The organism is Streptomyces sp. NPDC006687 (genome assembly GCF_040636215.1).
Classification (GTDB): Bacteria; Actinomycetota; Actinomycetes; order Streptomycetales; family Streptomycetaceae; genus Streptomyces.
Map to the genome: position 1 here is coordinate 131,312 of NZ_JBEYJJ010000005.1, position 18,386 is coordinate 149,697.

Annotated in this window: 15 protein-coding genes; 8 read left to right on the forward strand and 7 right to left on the reverse strand. The window is 72.8% G+C overall.

The window, feature by feature from the left end:
* Nucleotides 1-52: 52 nt before the first annotated feature.
* A complete protein-coding gene (locus tag ABZ716_RS08515; RefSeq protein ID WP_358814637.1) occupies nucleotides 53-940 on the forward strand; it encodes a carbohydrate kinase in 888 nt (295 codons plus the stop codon).
* Here ABZ716_RS08515 and ABZ716_RS08520 read toward each other — a convergent pair.
* Nucleotides 930-1,541 (reverse strand): TetR/AcrR family transcriptional regulator, encoded by a 612-nt coding sequence (locus ABZ716_RS08520; RefSeq protein WP_358814636.1) that lies wholly within the window; start codon nucleotides 1,539-1,541, stop codon nucleotides 930-932. The two genes, ABZ716_RS08515 and ABZ716_RS08520, sit on opposite strands and share 11 nt — an antisense overlap.
* Nucleotides 1,542-1,613: 72 nt before the next feature.
* Between ABZ716_RS08520 and ABZ716_RS08525 the strand changes: the two genes are divergently transcribed.
* Nucleotides 1,614-2,264: an NAD(P)H-binding protein gene (locus ABZ716_RS08525; protein ID WP_358957596.1), complete on the forward strand. Its 651-nt coding sequence runs from the start codon at nucleotides 1,614-1,616 to the stop codon at nucleotides 2,262-2,264.
* 251 nt (nucleotides 2,265-2,515) lie between these two features.
* Here ABZ716_RS08525 and uvrA read toward each other — a convergent pair whose 3' ends face one another.
* Nucleotides 2,516-5,455, reverse strand: a complete 2,940-nt coding sequence (uvrA, locus tag ABZ716_RS08530; RefSeq protein WP_358957598.1) for an excinuclease ABC subunit UvrA — start codon at nucleotides 5,453-5,455, stop codon at nucleotides 2,516-2,518.
* A 187-nt stretch (nucleotides 5,456-5,642) separates the two neighbouring features.
* On the opposite strand from uvrA, the gene ABZ716_RS08535 reads away from it, so the two are divergent.
* The 3 genes from ABZ716_RS08535 (at nucleotide 5,643) to ABZ716_RS08545 (ending at nucleotide 8,471) form a co-directional block, all read left to right on the forward strand.
* The gene (locus tag ABZ716_RS08535; protein ID WP_358957601.1) at nucleotides 5,643-6,338 is read left to right on the forward strand and encodes a maleylpyruvate isomerase family mycothiol-dependent enzyme; all 696 of its coding nucleotides are present in this window, start codon (nucleotides 5,643-5,645) and stop codon (nucleotides 6,336-6,338) included.
* A gap of 10 nt (nucleotides 6,339-6,348) precedes the next feature.
* Nucleotides 6,349-7,005, forward strand: coding sequence for an MBL fold metallo-hydrolase (locus ABZ716_RS08540; protein ID WP_358811855.1), 657 nt, complete (start codon nucleotides 6,349-6,351; stop codon nucleotides 7,003-7,005).
* Nucleotides 7,006-7,139: 134 nt separating this feature from the next.
* A complete protein-coding gene (locus tag ABZ716_RS08545; protein WP_358957795.1) occupies nucleotides 7,140-8,471 on the forward strand; it encodes an MFS transporter in 1,332 nt (443 codons plus the stop codon).
* A 19-nt stretch (nucleotides 8,472-8,490) separates the two neighbouring features.
* Here ABZ716_RS08545 and ABZ716_RS08550 read toward each other — a convergent pair whose 3' ends face one another.
* The 4 genes from ABZ716_RS08550 to uvrB all read right to left on the reverse strand — a co-directional run bounded on the left by ABZ716_RS08550 (nucleotide 8,491) and on the right by uvrB (nucleotide 14,614).
* Nucleotides 8,491-9,477, reverse strand: a complete 987-nt coding sequence (locus ABZ716_RS08550) for a TerC family protein (RefSeq protein ID WP_358811856.1) — start codon at nucleotides 9,475-9,477, stop codon at nucleotides 8,491-8,493.
* A gap of 255 nt (nucleotides 9,478-9,732) precedes the next feature.
* On the reverse strand, nucleotides 9,733-11,763 hold the full coding sequence (locus tag ABZ716_RS08555; protein ID WP_358957603.1) for a TerD family protein: 2,031 nt from the start codon (nucleotides 11,761-11,763) through the stop codon (nucleotides 9,733-9,735).
* 44 nt (nucleotides 11,764-11,807) lie between these two features.
* A complete protein-coding gene (locus ABZ716_RS08560; RefSeq protein WP_351883466.1) occupies nucleotides 11,808-12,386 on the reverse strand; it encodes a TerD family protein in 579 nt (192 codons plus the stop codon).
* Between the two features lie 77 nt (nucleotides 12,387-12,463).
* Nucleotides 12,464-14,614 carry an excinuclease ABC subunit UvrB gene (gene uvrB, locus ABZ716_RS08565; protein WP_358957605.1) on the reverse strand — a complete coding sequence of 717 codons (2,151 nt, stop codon included), beginning with the start codon at nucleotides 14,612-14,614 and terminating at the stop codon, nucleotides 12,464-12,466.
* Between the two features lie 268 nt (nucleotides 14,615-14,882).
* On the opposite strand from uvrB, the gene ABZ716_RS08570 reads away from it, so the two are divergent.
* The 3 genes from ABZ716_RS08570 to ABZ716_RS08580 all read left to right on the forward strand — a co-directional run bounded on the left by ABZ716_RS08570 (nucleotide 14,883) and on the right by ABZ716_RS08580 (nucleotide 17,863).
* On the forward strand, nucleotides 14,883-15,788 hold the full coding sequence (locus tag ABZ716_RS08570) for a glycerophosphodiester phosphodiesterase family protein (RefSeq protein ID WP_358957607.1): 906 nt from the start codon (nucleotides 14,883-14,885) through the stop codon (nucleotides 15,786-15,788).
* A 55-nt stretch (nucleotides 15,789-15,843) separates the two neighbouring features.
* Nucleotides 15,844-16,407 (forward strand): methylated-DNA--[protein]-cysteine S-methyltransferase, encoded by a 564-nt coding sequence (locus ABZ716_RS08575; protein ID WP_358811860.1) that lies wholly within the window; start codon nucleotides 15,844-15,846, stop codon nucleotides 16,405-16,407.
* Between the two features lie 151 nt (nucleotides 16,408-16,558).
* Nucleotides 16,559-17,863: an MFS transporter gene (locus tag ABZ716_RS08580; protein WP_358957609.1), complete on the forward strand. Its 1,305-nt coding sequence runs from the start codon at nucleotides 16,559-16,561 to the stop codon at nucleotides 17,861-17,863.
* 49 nt (nucleotides 17,864-17,912) lie between these two features.
* Here the strand turns inward: ABZ716_RS08580 and ABZ716_RS08585 are convergent, their stop codons facing one another.
* On the reverse strand, nucleotides 17,913-18,287 hold the full coding sequence (locus ABZ716_RS08585) for a cupin domain-containing protein (protein WP_351883458.1): 375 nt from the start codon (nucleotides 18,285-18,287) through the stop codon (nucleotides 17,913-17,915).
* Nucleotides 18,288-18,386 lie beyond the last annotated feature (99 nt).

Here is an 18,386-nt window from a genome sequence, read left to right on the forward strand (position 1 = left end):
CGGGCGGGGCCCACCCGACGATACCGGCGACCGATGGGGTAGCTTCCCCCGCGTGATCGTCGTCGGTGGAGAAGCCCTGATCGACCTCGTGCCCCTGGCGCAGCCGCCCGGCGCGCTGCTGCCCCGGCCCGGGGGCGGACCGTACAACACCGCCCTGGCGCTGGGCCGGCTGGGGGCCCCGGTGGCCTTCTGCTCCCGGGTCTCGGCGGACGGCTTCGGCGAGAGCCTGCTGGCCGGGCTGCGGGCCGCCGGGGTGGACCTCTCGCTGGTGCAGCGCGGGCCCGAGCCGACCACCCTGGCCGTGCCCTCGCTGGCGCCGGACGGCTCGGCCTCGTACGGGTTCTACGTCGAGGGCACCGCCGACCGGCTGTTCGCCCTGCCGCCCGCGCTGCCGCCCGGGGCGCGGGCCCTGGCGCTGGGCACCTGCTCACTGGTGCTGGAGCCGGGTGCGAGCGCGTACGAGGCCCTGCTGCGGCGGGAGTCGGGGCGCGGGCTGCTGACCCTGCTCGACCCCAACATCCGCCCGGCGCTGATCACGGACCCGGCCGGCTACCGGGAGCGGTTCCTGCGCCGGCTGCCGTACGTCTCGGTGCTGAAGCTGTCCGAGGAGGACGCGGACTGGCTGGGCGGGCGGCCCGTGGACTGGCTGGCGGCGGGCCCGTCGGCCGTGGTGCTGACCCGGGGCGCGGCCGGTCTGACGGTGTGGACCTCCGACGGCGCCGAGCACCGGGCGGCGGGCCGTCCGGTGGCCGTCGTGGACACGATCGGCGCGGGCGACACCGTCAACGCGGCGCTGCTGCACCGGCTGGCGGGGGCGGCGGACCCCGGTGCGGTGGACTGGCCCGACACCCTCGCCTTCGCCGCCCGCGCCGCCGCGCTGACCTGCACCCGGGCCGGCTGCGAACCGCCGTACGCGGACGAGCTCGGCCTCAGCCGATAGCGGCCCACAGCGTCCGGGCGAGCGCCGGGGCGAACTCCTCCACCGGCTGGACCACCTCGGCGCCGGAGAAGTGCAGGAAGAAGGCCCGCTGGAAGCAGGCGCCGAGCAGCAGCGCGGCGGCGGCGCGGGGGTCGGCGTCCGCCCGGAGCCGGCCCGCGCCGAGCTCCCGGCGCAGCCGTCCTTCGAGGGCGTCGAGCACCACGTGCGGGCCGGCGCCGATCTCCTGGACCCCCTCGCGGTGGCGGGTGAGCAGGGCGGGCTCGGCGAACAGCGAGGCGGCCATCGGCATGGCCTCGGCGTAGAACAGCGAGGCGTGCCGGGCGATGTCGGCCAGCGCCTCGGGGAGCGGATGCCCGCCGGGGGCCGCGTCGGCGCCGAGTGCGGCCATGAGCGGCCCGGCGTTGGGGGTGCGCTCCATGAGCACGCGGACGAACAGCTCTTCCTTGTTGGCGTAGTGCTTGTAGAGCGCCGCCTCCGAGCAGCCGGCCTCGCGGGCGATGGCCTTGGTGGTGGTGTTGGCGAGGCCGATGGTGCGCATGAGGGTCTCGGCGGCGTCCAGGAGCCGCTCGGCGGCGGGCCGGGTTGACTTGGGGGTGGGCATTCACTCACCCTAGTGGACACCGGGGTGAGTGAATACTCACCAACCTATTCATCCTCTCGACGGGGGCCAACGATGAAGATCACGGTGTTCGGGGCGACGGGGGGCGTGGGCCGCGAGGTGGTCCGGCAGGCCCTTGCGGCGGGCCACGGGGTGACGGCGGTCGTCCGCGACCCCGCGCGGCTGGGGGTGCCGGCGCAGGAGCGGCTGCGGGTGGCGGTGGTGAAGGACCTGACGGACGAGTCGGCCCTGCTGCCGGTCCTGGCGGGGCAGGACGCGGTGGTCTCGGCGCTCGGGGCGGCCGGCAACAAGCAGGCCCGGCTGCGGCCCGTCGCCGGGCCGGCCCTGCGGTCGGTCGTCGCGGCGATGGAACGGGCCGGGGTCGCGCGGCTGGCGGCGGTCAGCGCGGCGCCGCTGGGGCCGCACGCGGAGGGGGACGGGGTGCTGCTGCGGAGGGTGGGCTACCCGCTGCTGAAGTGGGCGCTGCGTGACGTGTACGCGGACCTGGGGGTCATGGAGGCCGCCATCGCCGCGAGCGGACTCCGCTGGACGGTGATCCGCCCGCCCCGCCTCCTGAACCGCCCCGGCACCGGCCGCTACCGCCGCGCCCTCGACGCCAACGTCCCGGCCGGCCGCGTCATCGCCCGCGCGGACGTGGCGACAGCCCTCCTGGACACCCTGTCCGACCCCACGACGGCGGGCCACGCGGTGGGCGTCGCCGCGTAGCCCCTGGCCGGCCGTGGCCGGGGCGCCGCTGCGCGGGGCCGGTCCCCTACCCACCCTTCGCCCGCTCCCTGGGGCTCCGCCCCAGACCCCGCGCCTCAAACGCCGGCGGGGCTATTCGGTCGCCGGCGTTTGAGACGCGGGCGCGGTAGCGCCGTGTGGTGAGCCGCACCGGCACCTGAGGTGGAAACGGAGAAAGGGCGGGGCGGGGAGACAGCCCGCGCAGCGGCCCCCCGGCCCCGCCCCGGGACCGGCTACGCCTTGCGCCGCGCGGCGGCCCGCTTCGCCGGGGCCGCGGCGGCCTTCTTCCGCGTACGCCGCGCCGCCGGCACGGGCGCGGCGTCAGAGATCCGCTCCGCCCCCAGGATGTCCCGCAGGAACTTGCCCGTGTGGCTCGCCCCCACCGACGCGACCTGCTCCGGCGTGCCCTCGGCGACCACGAGACCGCCCCCGTAACCGCCCTCGGGCCCCATGTCCACGACCCAGTCCGCCGTCTTGATGACATCCAGGTTGTGCTCGATGACGATCACCGAGTTCCCCTTGTCCACCAGCCCCGACAGCACCTTGATCAGCTTCGAGATGTCCTCGAAGTGCAGACCGGTCGTCGGCTCGTCCAGCACGTACACCGTCCGCCCCGTCGACCGCTTCTGCAGCTCCGAGGCCAGCTTCACCCGCTGCGCCTCACCGCCCGACAGGGTCGGCGCCGACTGCCCGAGACGGACGTAGCCCAGGCCGACCTCGGTCAGCGTCTTCAGGTGCCGGGCGATCGTCGGGACCGCCTCGAAGAACTCCAGTGCCTCCTCGATCGGCATGTTCAGGACTTCCGCGATGGACTTGCCCTTGTAGTGGACCTCCAGGGTCTCCCGGTTGTACCGGTCGCCGTGGCAGACCTCGCACGGGACGTACACGTCCGGCAGGAAGTTCATCTCGATCTTGATCGTGCCGTCGCCGGAGCAGTTCTCACACCGGCCGCCCTTGACGTTGAAGGAGAAGCGGCCCGGCAGGTAGCCGCGCACCTTCGCCTCCATCGTCTCCGCGAACAGCTTGCGCACATGGTCGAAGACGCCCGTGTACGTCGCCGGGTTGGACCGCGGCGTCCGGCCGATCGGCGACTGGTCCACATGCACGACCTTGTCGACGAGGTCGTCGCCCTCCACCCGGGTGTGGCGGCCCGGCACCGACCGGGCGCCGTTCAGCTCGCGCGCCAGGTGCGTGTACAGGATGTCGTTGACCAGCGTGGACTTGCCGGAGCCGGACACGCCCGTGACCGCCGTGAGCACGCCCAGCGGGAAGGACACGTCGATGTCCCGCAGGTTGTTCTCCTTGGCTCCGTGGACCGTGAGCCGGCGCTTCGGATCCACGGGACGGCGTACGTCCGGCAGCGGGATGGACTTCTTGCCGGACAGGTACTGGCCGGTCATGGACTCGGTGTTCTTCAGCAGCTCCTTCAGCGAGCCGCTGTGCACCACCTTGCCGCCGTGCTCACCGGCGCCGGGGCCGATGTCCACGACCCAGTCGGCCACCTTGATGGTGTCCTCGTCGTGCTCGACGACGATGAGCGTGTTGCCCATGTCCCGCAGCCGTACCAGCGTCTCGATCAGCCGGTGGTTGTCGCGCTGGTGGAGGCCGATGGACGGCTCGTCCAGCACGTACAGCACGCCGACCAGGCCGGAGCCGATCTGCGTCGCCAGGCGGATGCGCTGGGCCTCGCCGCCCGAGAGGGTGCCGGCGGCGCGGTTGAGCGAGAGGTAGTCCAGGCCCACGTCGACCAGGAAGCGAAGCCGCTCGTTGACCTCCTTGAGGACCCGCTCGGCGATCTTCTTGTCGCGGGCGTCCAGCTTCAGCCGGCCCAGGAAGTCGGCGCACTCGCTGATCGACATCGCGGCGACCTCGGCGATGGACCGCTCCATCACCGTCACCGCGAGGACGATCGGCTTGAGCCGGGTGCCCTCACAGGTCGGGCAGGGCACCTCGCGCATGTAGCCCTCGAAGCGCTCGCGGCTGGCGTCGCTCTCGGACTCCGAGTGCCGCCGCTTGACGAACGGGACGGCGCCCTCGAAGGCGGTGGTGTACGCGCGCTCACGGCCGTACCGGTTGCGGTAGCGGACCTCGATCTGGGTCTTGTGCCCGTACAGCAGGGCCTTCTTGGCCCGCTGCGGCAGCCCGGCCCACGGGATGTCGGTCCGGAAGCCCAGCTCCGCGGCGAGCGCGCCGACCAGCCGCTGGAAGTAGTCCTTGGTGTGCCCGAGCGACCACGGCGAGACCGCGCCCTCGTCCAGCGACTTGTCCTCGTCCGGGACGATCAGCTCCGGGTCCACCTCCATGCGCGTACCGATGCCCGTGCACTCGGGGCAGGCGCCGAAGGGGGAGTTGAAGGAGAAGGAGCGCGGCTCCAGCTCCTCGAAGGAGAGGTCGTCGTAGGGGCAGTAGAGGTGCTCGGAGAACATCCGCTCACGCTCGGGGTCGTCCTCGGCGAGGTCGACGAAGTCCAGGATGACCATGCCGCCGGAGAGGCCGAGCGCGGTCTCGACGGAGTCGGTGAGCCGGCGCTTGGCGCTGTCCTTGACGGTGAGGCGGTCGATGACCACCTCGATGGTGTGCTTCTCCTGCTTCTTCAGCGTGGGCGGCTCGGAGAGCTGGACGGTCTGGCCGTCCACCCGGGCGCGGCTGTAGCCCTTGGTCTGGAGGTCGGCGAAGAGGTCGACGAACTCGCCCTTGCGCTCGCGGACCAGCGGGGACAGCACCTGGAAGCGGCTGCCCTCGGGGAGCGCGAGGACCTTGTCGACGATCGCCTGCGGCGACTGCCGGGAGATCGGGCGGCGGCACTCGGGACAGTGCGGCTTGCCGATGCGGGCGAAGAGCAGGCGGAGGTAGTCGTAGACCTCGGTGATGGTGCCGACGGTGGAGCGGGGGTTGCGGGAGGTGGACTTCTGGTCGATCGAGACGGCCGGGGAGAGGCCCTCGATGAAGTCGACGTCGGGCTTGTCCATCTGCCCCAGGAACTGGCGGGCGTACGACGAGAGCGACTCGACGTAGCGGCGCTGGCCCTCGGCGAAGATCGTGTCGAAGGCCAGGGAGGACTTGCCCGAGCCGGAGAGTCCGGTGAAGACGATGAGGGAATCGCGGGGCAGGTCGAGCGAGACGTTCTTCAGGTTGTGCTCGCGAGCGCCACGAACGATGAGACGGTCGGTCACGCCGGTCCGCACCTTTCTTGAGTGAGCGGGGGCACGGGCCCCGGCTGTCCAGGGTATGGGGGGCGCCTCTGCGATGGAGTGGGTCTGGACTTCCGAGCGTATAGCACGCACATTCGATTTACGGCACGCCGGAGACGGCTTCACCCGATCGTGTGGCGGGGGCCTCAGGGCCACTAGGCTCGGGCCCATGACTGATCATGTGCACGACCTGGCCTCTGTACGTGAAGCCACCGACCGGCTGCTGAACGCGGTCGCGAAACTGGACAACGCCTCCCTCTCCGAGGAGTCACACCTCCCGGGCTGGACCCGCGGCCACATCCTGGCCCACCTGGCACGCAACGCCGACGCCCTCGTCAACGTCTTCGAGGGCCGCCCCATGTACGAGAGCGCCGCCGCCCGCGACGCGGACATCGAGCGCGACGCAGGCCGGCCCCTGGAAGAACACCTGACGGACCTCCGTGATTCCGCGGCCCGCTTCCTCGCCACCACCGAGCGCGATCAGGACTGGCAGCGCACGGTCGAGCTGCGCAACGGGGTCACCGACCTCGCCTCGAACGTGCCCTTCCGCCGGCTCGTCGAGGTCGAGCTCCACCACGTCGACCTGAACATCGGCTACGAGCTCTGCGACCTGCCGGAGGAGTTCGCCGACCGGGAGATCGCCTTCCTCGCCGACCGCTGGTCCGGCCGCCCCGACGTCCCCCCGGTCACCCTCCGGTTCTCCGACGGCGGGTTCGTCGCGCGCACGGGCGGCACCGAGGGCACCCCGGTGGTCCTCAGCGGCGCACGGGACGACCTGCTCGGCTGGCTGGCCGGCCGCGGCCTCAAGGGCGCCCACCTCGCCATCGAAGCCGGCGACGCCGTGCCCGAACTCCCCGCGCTCTAGGATTTGCGACATGACGTACAGCGGAGCGGTGAAGGTCGGCGGTCCCGCCGACGTACACGAACTCGCGGACCTGATGATCTCCAAGGTCGCGGTGGGTTCCATGAACAACAACGCGTACCTGCTGCGCTGCCGGGCCACCGGCGAGCAGCTCCTGATCGACGCGGCGGCCGAGCCGGACACGCTGCTGCACCTGATCGGTGACGACGGCATCGCGTCCGTCGTCACCACCCACCAGCACGGCGACCACTGGGGCGCGCTCCAGGCGGTCGTCGACGCCACCGGGGCGCGGACCTACGCGGGCGCCGAGGACGCGGAGGGCATCCCCGTCCCCACGGACGTCCCGGTCCGGGACGGGGACGTGATCACCGTCGGACGGGTCTCCCTGACCGCCCGCCACCTGGTCGGCCACACCCCCGGCTCCATCGCGCTGATCTACGACGACCCGCACGGGCACCCGCACGTCTTCACCGGCGACTGCCTCTTCCCCGGCGGGGTCGGCAACACGGGGGGCGACGCGAAGAATTTCGCCAGCCTCATCGACGACGTCGAGAACAAGCTGTTCGCGCAGCTGCCGGACGAGACCTGGGTCTACCCGGGCCACGGCAACGACACCATGCTCGGCACCGAGCGCCCCCACCTCGCGGAATGGCGCGAGCGGGGCTGGTGACCCCGAGCGCATGTGCCGCCGTCAACCTCGGGCGGCCATGCGCTCCTTCCGGTCGAACTCGACCGAACGCACGTCCTGGGGCGGCGGGGCAGGGTAGTTGCTGCACCATGCGACACCACCCCTCCCCGCCCTCCATGCTGCGGCTCGCCCTGGCCTCCCTGGTCGGGACCGCCATCGAGTTCTACGACTTCTTCGTCTACGGCACGGCCGCCGCCCTGGTGCTCGGCCCGCTGTTCTTCCCCTCGTTCTCCCCGCTGGCGGGAACCCTCGCCGCCTTCGGCACGTTCGGCGTGGGCTTCCTGGCCCGGCCGCTGGGCTCCGTCGTCTTCGGGCACATCGGCGACCGCTACGGGCGCCGTCCGGTGCTGCTGGCCTCGCTGCTGCTGACGGGCCTGGCCACGGTGGCGGTCGGCTGCGTGCCGACGTACGCCTCCATCGGCGTCGGCGCCCCCGCCCTGCTGCTCATGCTGCGCTTCCTCCAGGGGCTGGGGCTCGGCGGGGAGTGGGGCGGGGCGGTGCTGCTGACCGCCGAGCACGCCCCCGAGGGGCGGCGCGGGCTGTGGTCGAGCTTCCCGCAGATGGGCCCGGCCGCCGGCTTCCTGCTGGCCAACGGCCTGACGCTGGCACTGTCGGGCCTGCTGAGCGACGCGCAGTTCACCGCGTGGGGCTGGCGGGTACCGTTCTGGTGCGCCGGGCTGCTGGCGCTGGCCGGGCTGTGGCTGCGCCGGTCGGTGGAGGAGACCCCGCAGTTCCGGGCCCTCACCGAGACCGGCCGGCGGGCCGAGGCCCCGCTGCCGGAGGTGCTGCGCGGCCACTGGCGGCTGCTCCTGCTGACCGGCGGGGCGATGTCCGTCGGGTACGCGGTGTTCTACGCCGTCACCACCTGGTCCCTGGCCTACACCACCGGGCGCCTCGGCATGGACCGCACCCTGATGCTCGCGGTGGCGATGGCCGCCGTCCTGCTGATGGGGCTGGTGACGGCCCCGCTGGCGGCCCTCGGCGACCGCTGGGGGCGGCGTCCTCTGTGCCTGGCCGGCAGCGCGGCGTGCGCGGTGTGGATGTTCCCCTTCGTGGCCCTGCTGAGCAGCCGGGATCCGCTGCTGGTGACGGTGGCCTGCGCCGGGGCCCTGCTGGCGATGGTCCTGATGTACGCGGTGGCGGGCGCGTACCTGCCCGAGCTGTACGCCCCCCGGATCCGCTGCACCGGCGCGGCCGTCGGCTACAACCTGGGCGGTGTCGTGGGCGGCGCCCTGACCCCGGTCGTCGCGACGGCTCTCGCGGACGGCTCCGGCCCGCCGTGGGGCGTGGCGGTGTACCTGACGGCGGTGGCCCTGCTCAGCCTCGGCTGCTTCGCCCTCCTGCCGGAAACCCGCCCGTCCGCGCCCCGGCCCCCGTCCCCGCCCGCGGCGCGGGACGGCAGCGCGGCGGACGCGGCGGCGGGGGCGGCCGAAGCCGCCCCCGCCTAGCCCTCGGCACCGGACCGGATCAGGCGTCGACGCTCCGGGGCTCCGTGGCGGCGGCTTCGGCCGCCGCCTGCTTCTTCGAGGCGATCAGGCTGGTGATCGTGGTGACCACCAGGACGCCGCAGATCACGCCGAGGGAGACGGGGATGGAGATCTGCGGGACGTGCACCCCGGACTCGTGCAGGGCGTGCAGCACCAGCTTGACGCCGATGAAGCCCAGGATCACGGACAGGCCGTAGCTGAGGTGGACCAGCTTCTTGAGCAGGCCGCCGATGAGGAAGTACAGCTGGCGCAGGCCCATGAGGGCGAAGGCGTTGGCGGTGAAGACGATGTACGGGTCCTGGGTGAGGCCGAAGATGGCCGGAATGGAGTCCAGGGCGAACAGGACGTCGGTGGTGCCGATGGCCAGCATGACCACCATCAGCGGGGTCATGATCCGCTTGCCGTTGTCGCGGAGGAAGAGCTTGGTGCCGTGGTAGCGGTCGGCGACGCCGAACTTCTTCTCGACCGACTTCAGCAGGCGGTTCTCCTCGAACTCCTCTTCCTCCTCGCCCTTGCGGGCCTCCTGGATCAGCTTCCAGGCGGTGTAGATCAGGAACGCGCCGAAGAGGAAGAAGACCCACGAGAAGGTGGTGATGATCGCGGCGCCGGCGGCGATGAACACCGCGCGCAGGACCAGGGCTATCAGCACGCCGATCAGCAGGACGCGCTGCTGGAGGTGGGAGGGCACGGAGAACTTCGCCATGATCAGGACGAAGACGAAGAGGTTGTCCACGCTCAGGGACTTCTCGGTGATGAAGCCGGCGAAGAACTCCTGGGACGCCTGACCGTTGCCGAAGAACAGCAGGCCGAGGCCGAAGAGTCCGGCGAGGACGATCCAGACGACCGTCCAGATGCCCGCTTCCTTGAGCGACACGTCATGGGGCTTGCGGCCGATCAGGAAATCGGCGCCGATGAGGATGCCCAGACCGGCGATGGTCAGCACCCAGAGGGTCAACGAAACGTCCACGGTATTCACGCCTCCGGCGGATGGCTCAGCACAGGGTCAGCGTCATCGCTGCCGGAGGTCTCTTCCACCCGGGCCGCTCGGGGACCGCGGGCCGGCGCCCCGGGACCGGTGAAGGATCCGTACTGACGGGCACGCCGCGCTGGATGTGGTGGGAATACTCCCCTCCGCGAGTTCAGGGTACCCGTGGAAGGGGTGAAAGGTAAAGGGATCACCAAGGACGGACCATCGGGAAGTCATCCGCCGGTCATGGACGCCTCACGGCCGGGGGGACCGGCGGGCCCGCGCCACCCGTTCCAGTGCCTGGTCGAGGACCCGGCTGCCCCGCGGGGGCAGGTCCGGCTCGAAGGTCCAGGCGTGGTGGACCCAGGGGTCGGCGAGGTGGTGGTCCGGTACGGGCGACAGCCGCAGCAGCGAGCGCCAGAGCGGGTCCAGGAGCGGCCCGTACGCGGAGGACTCGTCGCGGTCCGCCACCATCAGCAGGTGCACGCCGGCCGACGGGCCCTCGTCGGCCAGGTAGCGCAGCTGGGTGACGGCGCGGTCGTCGAAGCCGTGCGGGAAGTCGTGGACGAGGAGCAGCTGGTCGGCCGGGTCCAGGTCCGGCGGCAGGTCCTCGGGCGCGCCGGCCCGCATCGCCATCTGGACGAGGTCCACCCGCCGGGTCAGCCTCGCGAGGGTCTCGGCCACCCCGGCGGCGCCCGCGGCGGGCGGGGCCGCCAGCACCCCGGCGCGTACCAGCGGGGCCAGGGAGGCGGAGCCCGACCCCGCCGCGTCGATGACGTGGACGGAGAACCGGCCGGCGGGGTGGACGGCGAGCAGCCGGGCGGCGTGGGCGACGGCCATGTCCATGGCGGCGCGGCGCAGCCGGTCGGTGTCCATGGCCATCGCGGCCTCGGAGCCGGTGCGGCCGTTGTCGATCCACAGGCCGCGCTCCAGCGGGAGCCGCATCAGCATGGGGATCTTCAGGCCGGGGTGCTCGGGCAGGCTGAGGTTGCCCAGGCGCAGGGCGAGGGGGCCCTCTTCGGGGGTGGTGTCCGGTCCGTGCCACACGGGGTTGTCCCAGCGGGCGTACGCGGCCGGCAGCGCGGGTTCGACGACCTCGGACTCGGCGGTGAGCTGGGCCAGGTCGCGGTCGAGGACGGCGCGGGCCTGGGCGACGAGGTCGTCGCGGCGGGCCCGGGCGGTGGCGCGGGCGTCGCCGCCGAGGCGCCGGCGCGGGTCGGCCAGGGCCTCGTCCAGCTCGCGGTCGAGGCGGGAGTCGGCGAAGTCGACGGCGCTGCGGTAGGCGGCGACGGTGCGGGCCAGGTCCTCGAACATGCCCCAGACCTGGTTGTAGAGCCGCTCGTCCATGGACCACCCGCTGGCGTCGCCGGCGACGGGGACCGGGGGCCCGTCGGGCTCGCCGGCGGGGGCCGGTGCGGGGCGGGGGGCCGGCTCGGGCGGCTCGGCGGTGGTCCGGCGCCGGCGCGGGTGGGCGTAGTCGATCCCGGGACGGGGCTCGCCGGACTCCGCCGGGGAGGGTTCGGGCGCGGCCGGCACGGGCTCGGGCACGGCCGGAGTGGGGACGGGCGCGGCCGGGGCGGGGGCGATCTCCGACGCGGCCTGGGCCGGGGCGGCCGCGGAGGGCACCGGCGCGGCCAGGTCGGCGGGCGAAGCCGGGTCGGGGTCCGCCGGGGAAGAAGCCGGGGCGGGCGCGGCCGGGGCGGTGGGCAGAGCCGCGGCGGGCGTTGCGGGGGCCGACGCGGGGGCCGCCCGGTGCAGGGCCTCGGTGGCCAGGGCTGCGGCCTGCGGTGCGGGGAGTCCCCCGTCGGCGAGGAGGGCGGCGAGCCCGCCCGCGTACCCCTGGCCGACGGCACGGACCTTCCAGGCACCCTGGCGCCGGTAGAGCTCCACGGCCACCAGGGCGGTCTCGGCGTCCAGCCCGGTGAGGGCGAAGGCGGCGAACTCGGGCCCGCCCTCCCCCGCGAGACACACCCGCGGCGGCGGTACGGCACCGAAGCGCGGGGGGCCGCCGGGCGCCAGGACGAGGAGCACGCCGATCCGGTGGACCTCCGCCGCGACGGCGTCGAGGTCGACGGTCACGGTGTGCCGGCCGGACGGCGCGCCGGACACCCGTACCCCGGGAAGCCCGGGGGCGCCCGGATGCGCCAGGGCGCCCGGGCCGCCGAGCCTGCCCTCCTCGTCGGCCAGCGAGACCAGCGCGAGCAGGGCGGTGTCCGCCGAGACACCGACCTCCACCCGGCTGTGGGACACGGGGTGGTTCTGCCCCCGGACCAGTTCGGCCGTCATCGTGCAGCCCCTCCCCCGTGCCTTCTTCTCTTGTGCGGTGCTGCTTACAGGTGCGGCAGGATCGCCGGCATCAGGTCCTGGAAGGTGCGGCCGTTGGCCGGGGTGCCGAGGGCCGTCATCTGCCAGCCGCTTCCGGCCCGGGACACCTTCGCCATGATCTGCGCGGTGTACTGGCCGCCGCCGTCGAGGGTGTAGCGGGCCAGTTCCTGGCCGTTGGTCTCGTCCACGATGCGGCAGAACGCGTTCTGCACCTCCTGGAAGGTCTGGCCGGTGAACGAGTTCACCGTGAAGACGATCGTGTCGATGTGGACCGGTACGCGCTGGAGGTCGACCAGGATGGCCTCGTCGTCCCCGCCCTGGCCGACGCCGCCGACGAGGTTGTCACCGGTGTGCCGGACCGAGCCGTCGTCGCTCTGCAGGTGCCGGAAGAACACCACGTCCACGGGCTGCTTGTCGGCGAAGAGCACCGCCGAGGCGTCCAGGTCGATCTCGCGGGTGCGCGAGCCGAACAGCCCCCGGCGCTTGGCCGCCTGCCAGCCGAGGCCCATCCGGACCGCGGTCAGCGTGCCCCCACCCTGCTTCTCCAGACTGATGGCCTGGCCCTTGGTCATGTTGACCGTCACGCGCGTCCCCTCTCCATAGCCACCCCCAGGCAGCGTGTACCTGCGGCCGTTCCCACACCCTACTGACCGCCCACGGGTCAGGCGAGGCCCGCTTCGCGCATCTGCCGGAGCTCCTTCTTCAGCTCGCCCACCTCGTCCCGGATCCGCGCCGCGACCTCGAACTGGAGCTCGGCGGCGGCCGCTCTCATCCGCTCGGTCATCTGCTCGATCAGGGCGGCCAGATCGGCGGCGGGCCGGTCGGTGAGCACCTCGGCGGCCTTGGCACCCTTGGCGCCCTTGGCCGCCTTGCCGGTCCTGGCCGCGACGGCCGTGCCGAGCGCGGGGACGGGCGCCTTGGCACCCTTGCCGTCCTTGGACTGCCGGTAGCCGGTGCCGAGCAGCTGCTCGGTGTCGAGCTCCTCGCGGGCGATGGTGGCGACGATGTCGTTGATCTTCTTGCGGAGCGGCTGCGGGTCGATCCCGTGGGCCGTGTTGTACGCGATCTGCTTCTCGCGGCGCCGGTTGGTCTCGTCGATGGCCTTCTCCATCGCCGGGGTCATCTTGTCCGCGTACATATGGACCTGGCCGGAGACGTTGCGCGCGGCGCGGCCGATGGTCTGGATGAGGGAGGTCCCCGAGCGCAGGAAGCCCTCCTTGTCGGCGTCGAGGATGGCCACCAGGGAGACCTCGGGCAGGTCGAGGCCCTCACGCAGCAGGTTGATGCCGACCAGGACGTCGTACTCGCCGGAGCGCAGCTCGCGCAGCAGCTCGATGCGGCGCAGGGTGTCCACGTCGCTGTGCAGGTAGCGGACCTGGATGCCGAGCTCCAGGAAGTAGTCGGTGAGGTCCTCGGCCATCTTCTTGGTGAGGGTGGTGACCAGGACGCGCTCGTCCTTCTCCACCCGCGCGCGGATCTCGTGCACCAGGTCGTCGATCTGGCCCTCGGTGGGCTTGACGACGACCTCGGGGTCCACGAGGCCGGTGGGGCGGATGATCTGCTCCACGAAGCCGTCGGCGCGCGAGAGCTCGTAGGCGCCGGGGGTGGCCGACAGGTAGACGGTCTGGCCGATCCGCTGCTGGAACTCCTCCCACTTCAGCGGCCGGTTGTCCAGCGCGGAGGGCAGCCGGAAGCCGTGGTCCACGAGGGTCCGCTTGCGCGAGGCGTCGCCCTCGTACATGGCGCCGATCTGCGGCACGGTGACATGCGACTCGTCGATGACGAGGAGGAAGTCCTCGGGGAAGTAGTCGATCAGGGTGTTGGGGGCCGAGCCGCGCTCGCGGTCGTCCATGTGCAGCGAGTAGTTCTCGATGCCGGAGCAGGAGCCGATCTGGCGCATCATCTCCAGGTCGTACGTGGTGCGCATGCGCAGCCGCTGGGCCTCCAGCATCTTGCCCTGCTTCTCCAGCTCGGCGAGGCGCTCCGCCAGCTCCGCCTCGATGCCGCGGATCGCCTTCTCCATGCGCTCGGGGCCTGCGACGTAGTGGCTGGCGGGGAAGACGTACAGCTCGCGGTCCTCGCTGATGATCTCGCCGGTCAGCGGGTGCAGGGTGGACAGGGCCTCGATCTCGTCACCGAACATCTCGATGCGGACGGCCAGTTCCTCGTAGACCGGGAAGATCTCGATGGTGTCCCCGCGCACCCGGAAGGTGCCCCGGGTGAAGGCCACGTCGTTGCGGGTGTACTGGATGTCGACGAAGCGGCGCAGGAGCTGGTCGCGGTCGATCTCCTCGCCCACCTTGAGGGGGACCATGCGGTCCACGTACTCCTGCGGGGTGCCGAGGCCGTAGATGCAGGACACGGAGGCGACGACGATCACGTCACGCCGGGTGAGCAGCGAGTTGGTCGCGGAGTGGCGCAGCCGCTCGACCTCCTCGTTGATCGAGGAGTCCTTCTCGATGTAAGTGTCCGACTGCGGAACGTAAGCCTCGGGCTGATAGTAGTCGTAGTACGAGACGAAGTACTCGACGGCGTTGTTCGGCAGGAGCTCGCGGAACTCGTTCGCCAGCTGCGCGGCGAGGGTCTTGTTCGGCGCCATCACCAGGGTCGGGCGCTGGAGCTTCTCGATCATCCAGGCGGTGGTGGCCGACTTGCCGGTGCCGGTGGCACCGAGCAGGACGACGTCCTTCTCACCTGCGCGGATGCGCTTCTCCAGCTCGGCGATGGCCGCCGGCTGGTCGCCGCTGGGCTGGTAGGGGCTGACGACCTCGAAAGGCGCCACCGTGCGTTCGATCTTCGATACGGGCCGCATGACTCCACCGTACGGCCCCCCACTGACAGGCGGGCGCCCCCACGGGCCCCGCACCCGTCCGGGGGGCCGCGCCGGGCCCGGAGAGGGGCCGGTCGGAGGGAGCGGGCCTCCTCCTTTCTGGTCCGTTTGTCGTAGTTCGGTGGCGACCCTGTGATCTTCGAGCCCATGATCGCGGTGAACGCTCCGCCGTGAAGTGCACAGCCACAACATCTGCCGCTCCGCATCCGCCTGACGCAGGAACAGGGCTCACGACCCGAGGAGAACGCACATGTACGTCCGAACCGCCGCCGTGGCGGCCGCCGCCTTCCTGGGCCTGACCTTCACCCTGCTGGGCGGTTCGGCATCGCCCGCCGCCACCGCGCCCGGCTCCGCGCCCGACTCGGCGGGGCTCCTCGGCCCCACCGTCTACGCCCACCGGGGGGCCTCCGCTTACGCCCCCGAGAACACCCTCGCCTCCATCGACCTGGCGATGCGGCTGGGCTTCACCTGGGTGGAGAACGACGTCCAGCGGACCAGGGACGGCGAGCTCGTGGTGATCCACGACGACACCCTGGCCCGCACCACCGACGCCGAGCAGGTGTTCCCCGACCGCAAGCCCTGGCGGGTCAAGGACTTCACCGCGGCGGAAATCGCCCGGCTGGACGCGGGCAGCTGGTTCGGCCCGCGCTTCGCCGGCGCCCGGGTACCCACCCTGCGGGAGTACATGGAGCGGGTCGACGGCAACCGCCAGCGGCTGCTGCTGGAGATCAAGAAGCCGGAGCTCTACCCCGGGATCGAGGAGCAGACGCTCAAGCTCCTGGGGGAGACCGGCTGGCTGGACACCCAGCACGTCTCGCGCCGGCTGGTGGTCCAGAGCTTCAGCGCCGAGTCCGTACGCGTCGTGCACCGCCTGCGCCCCGACCTGGTCACGGCCTTCCTCGGCACTCCCGCCGTGGCCGACCTCCCCCGGTACGCCGAGTTCACCGACCGGATCAACCCCTGGCACACCACCATCTCGGCCGACTGGGTGGCGGCGGTGCACGGGCTGCGCGGCGCCCACGGCAAGACCATGGAGGTGGACACCTGGATCGTGGACGACGCCCCCACGGCCCGCAAGGTGCGGGAGATGGGGGTGGACGGGATCATCACGAACGCCCCGGACGTCGTACGCGGGGCCGTGGGCAGCTACTTCTAGCTCCGGGGCGGGCCGGGCGGACGGGGCTGTCGGTGGGGCGCCGTACCGTTGAGGCGTGGACAGCACCGAGCGGCCCCGCGGGCCGCATCTCGAATGGACCGTCCTCCCCAGCGAGATCGGTCCCCTGCTCCTGGCCGCGACCCCCGAGGGTCTGGTCCGGGTGGAGTTCCATGCCGGGCCGGAGCGGGCCGGCCGGATGATCGCCGCGCTGGTCTCGCGGCTCGGCGCCGACGCCTGGCGTCCGGACCCGGGCCAGGAGGTACTGCTGGCCGAGCCGATACGCCAGCTGAAGGCGTACTTCGCCGGTTCGCTGCGCCGCTTCGAGCTGCCCCTGGACTGGCGGCTCAGCTCCGGCTTCAACCGCCAGGTGCTGCGGGAGCTCGACCGTACGGTGCCCTACGGGTCGGTCGTCGGGTACGGGGAACTGGCGGCCCGGGTGGGGCAGCCGGGCGCGGCCCAGGCCGTCGGCAACGCCATGGGGTCGAATCCGCTGCCGCTGGTGGTGGCCTGCCACCGCGTGGTGGAGAACGACGGGGGCATCGGGGGCTTCGGGGGCGGGGTGGAGACCAAGCGCACCCTGCTCGCCCTGGAGGGCGTCCTCCCGCAACCCCTCTTCTAGCCGTTCCCGGAGATGGCCGTCGCAGCCCCGTTCCCCCAGACGGTAAGGGGTGCGAGACTGCGGCGGTGCTCACTGCTGCCGCCTGCGGCCCCTCCGCCCACCGTCCCGCCCCGGACGTCGCGTCCGCGCGACCGCGACGGGGGTGTGCGGCGTGAGCGCCTCGCCCGCGACGCCGCCGGCGCCGTCCGCCCGGGGCAGCGCCCCGGCCGTCACCGCGGCCGATCTGCCCCGTATCCGGCGGCGGATCTCCACGGTGCTGATCGCCGCGCAGATGACGGGCGGTCTGGGCGTGCCCATCAGCATCGCCCTGGCTCCCGTCCTCGCCACCGAGATCAGCGGTACCGAGGCCCTGTCCGGGTTCGCCTCCACCGCCTCGGTGATCGGCACCGCGCTGGTCTCCCTCCCGCTCGCCGCCCTGACCACCGCCCGCGGGCGACGGGCAGGGCTGCTCGCGGGGTACGCGATCGGCACGCTCGGGGCGGCCCTGGTGGTCCTGGCCGCCTCGGTGAAGAGCTTCCCGCTGCTCATGCTCGGCATGGCCGCCTTCGGCGCGGCCTCCGCCGCCAACCTCCAGGCCCGCTTCGCCGCCGCCGACCTCGCCGCCCCCGACCGGCGGGCCCGCGCCATCTCGGTGGTCGTCTGGGCCTCCACCCTCGGAGCGGTGCTCGGCCCCAACCTCTCCGCCCCGGCCAGCGACAGCTTCGCCGGCACCTCCATACCCCAGACGGCGGGGCCCTTCGTCTGGGCCGCCGCCGTCTTCGTCCTCACCGCCACCCTGCTCGGCGTCCTGCTGCGGCCGGACCCGCTCCTGACCGCCCGGGCGCTGGCCGCGCCCGGGGAGGAGACCCGCCAGGGCCGCTCGCTGCGCGCCGGGGTGGCCGCCGTCAGGGCCTCGCCGCGGGCCCGGCTGGCGCTGCTGACCGTCGCGGTGTCGCACACCACCATGGTCTCGATCATGGTGATGACCCCGGTGGACCTCGGCCACCACGGGGCCGGGCTCAAGCTGGTCGGGCTGGTGATCAGCGGGCACATCGCGGGCATGTTCGCCTTCTCGCCCGTCATGGGCTGGCTCGCCGACCGGCTCGGCCGGTTCTCGGTGATCGGGCTCGCGGCCGGCCTGCTCTCGCTCGCCGCCCTGCTCGCCGGTACGGCCGGCGGGAACCACGCGCAGAGCGCGGCCGGGCTGTTCCTGCTCGGCCTGGGCTGGTCCGCCGGCATGGTCTCCGGCTCGGCGCTGCTGACCGACTCGGTGCCGCAGCCGGCGCGGGCCGCCGTCCAGGGCCTGAGCGATCTGACGATGAACGCGGCGGCCGGCGTGGGCGGCGCGGCCGCCGGCCTGGTGATGTCGCAGGCCGGCTACGGCTGGCTCAACGCCATCGGCGCCGCGCTGCTGCTGCCGATGGCGGCCCTGGCCCTGTTCACCGCGCGACGGCACCCGGCGGCCGCCACGCCGTAGCGCGCGGGCGGCCAGAACGGTCTGGACGGCCTGGACGGCCTGGACGGCCTCAGAGGTTGATGTGGTACGCCTTGCGCAGCGTCTCGTGGACGGTCCAGGTGGTCCGGTCGCCCTTGCGCAGCACGCAGGCGCTGCCGGGGCCCAGCTCCAGCGTCGCGCCGCCCTCCACCTCCACGGTGGCGCGGCCGCTGACGACCACGAACAGTTCGTCGGCCTCGGTGTCGGTGACCACCCCGGGGGTGATCTGCCAGATGCCCCGGATCTGGGAGCCGTCCCCGGACTCCCAGAGCACCTTGCCCGTCACCACCGGGGTGCCCGAGACGATCTGGCCGGGGTCGAGGTCCTCGGCCTCCAGCTCGCTGTCGGGCAGGTCCGCGACGGAGACGGCGAAGGAGGCGGGGGCGCTGTGGTCACTGGTGCTCATGGTGCGCCAGCGTAGGGCGAGCGCACCGGCCACGGGGTGATCAGAGCGTCCAGCGCGGACGCGGCGCACACGTCACTCCGTCGAGCCCGGAGGGCGGCT

Bases quoted from the DNA above. Each gene is read 5' to 3' on its own strand.
- ABZ716_RS08555 (WP_358957603.1), bottom strand. From the start codon at position 11,763: ATGACGGCCGAACTGGTCCGGGGGCAGAACCACCCCGTGTCCCACAGC.
- ABZ716_RS08545 (WP_358957795.1), top strand. From the start codon at position 7,140: ATGCTGCGGCTCGCCCTGGCCTCCCTGGTCGGGACCGCCATCGAGTTC.
- ABZ716_RS08525 (WP_358957596.1), top strand. From the start codon at position 1,614: ATGAAGATCACGGTGTTCGGGGCGACGGGGGGCGTGGGCCGCGAGGTG.
- uvrB (WP_358957605.1), bottom strand. From the start codon at position 14,614: ATGCGGCCCGTATCGAAGATCGAACGCACGGTGGCGCCTTTCGAGGTC.
- ABZ716_RS08540 (WP_358811855.1), top strand. From the start codon at position 6,349: ATGACGTACAGCGGAGCGGTGAAGGTCGGCGGTCCCGCCGACGTACAC.
- ABZ716_RS08520 (WP_358814636.1), bottom strand. From the start codon at position 1,541: ATGCCCACCCCCAAGTCAACCCGGCCCGCCGCCGAGCGGCTCCTGGAC.
- ABZ716_RS08570 (WP_358957607.1), top strand. From the start codon at position 14,883: ATGTACGTCCGAACCGCCGCCGTGGCGGCCGCCGCCTTCCTGGGCCTG.
- ABZ716_RS08585 (WP_351883458.1), bottom strand. From the start codon at position 18,287: ATGAGCACCAGTGACCACAGCGCCCCCGCCTCCTTCGCCGTCTCCGTC.
- ABZ716_RS08535 (WP_358957601.1), top strand. From the start codon at position 5,643: ATGACTGATCATGTGCACGACCTGGCCTCTGTACGTGAAGCCACCGAC.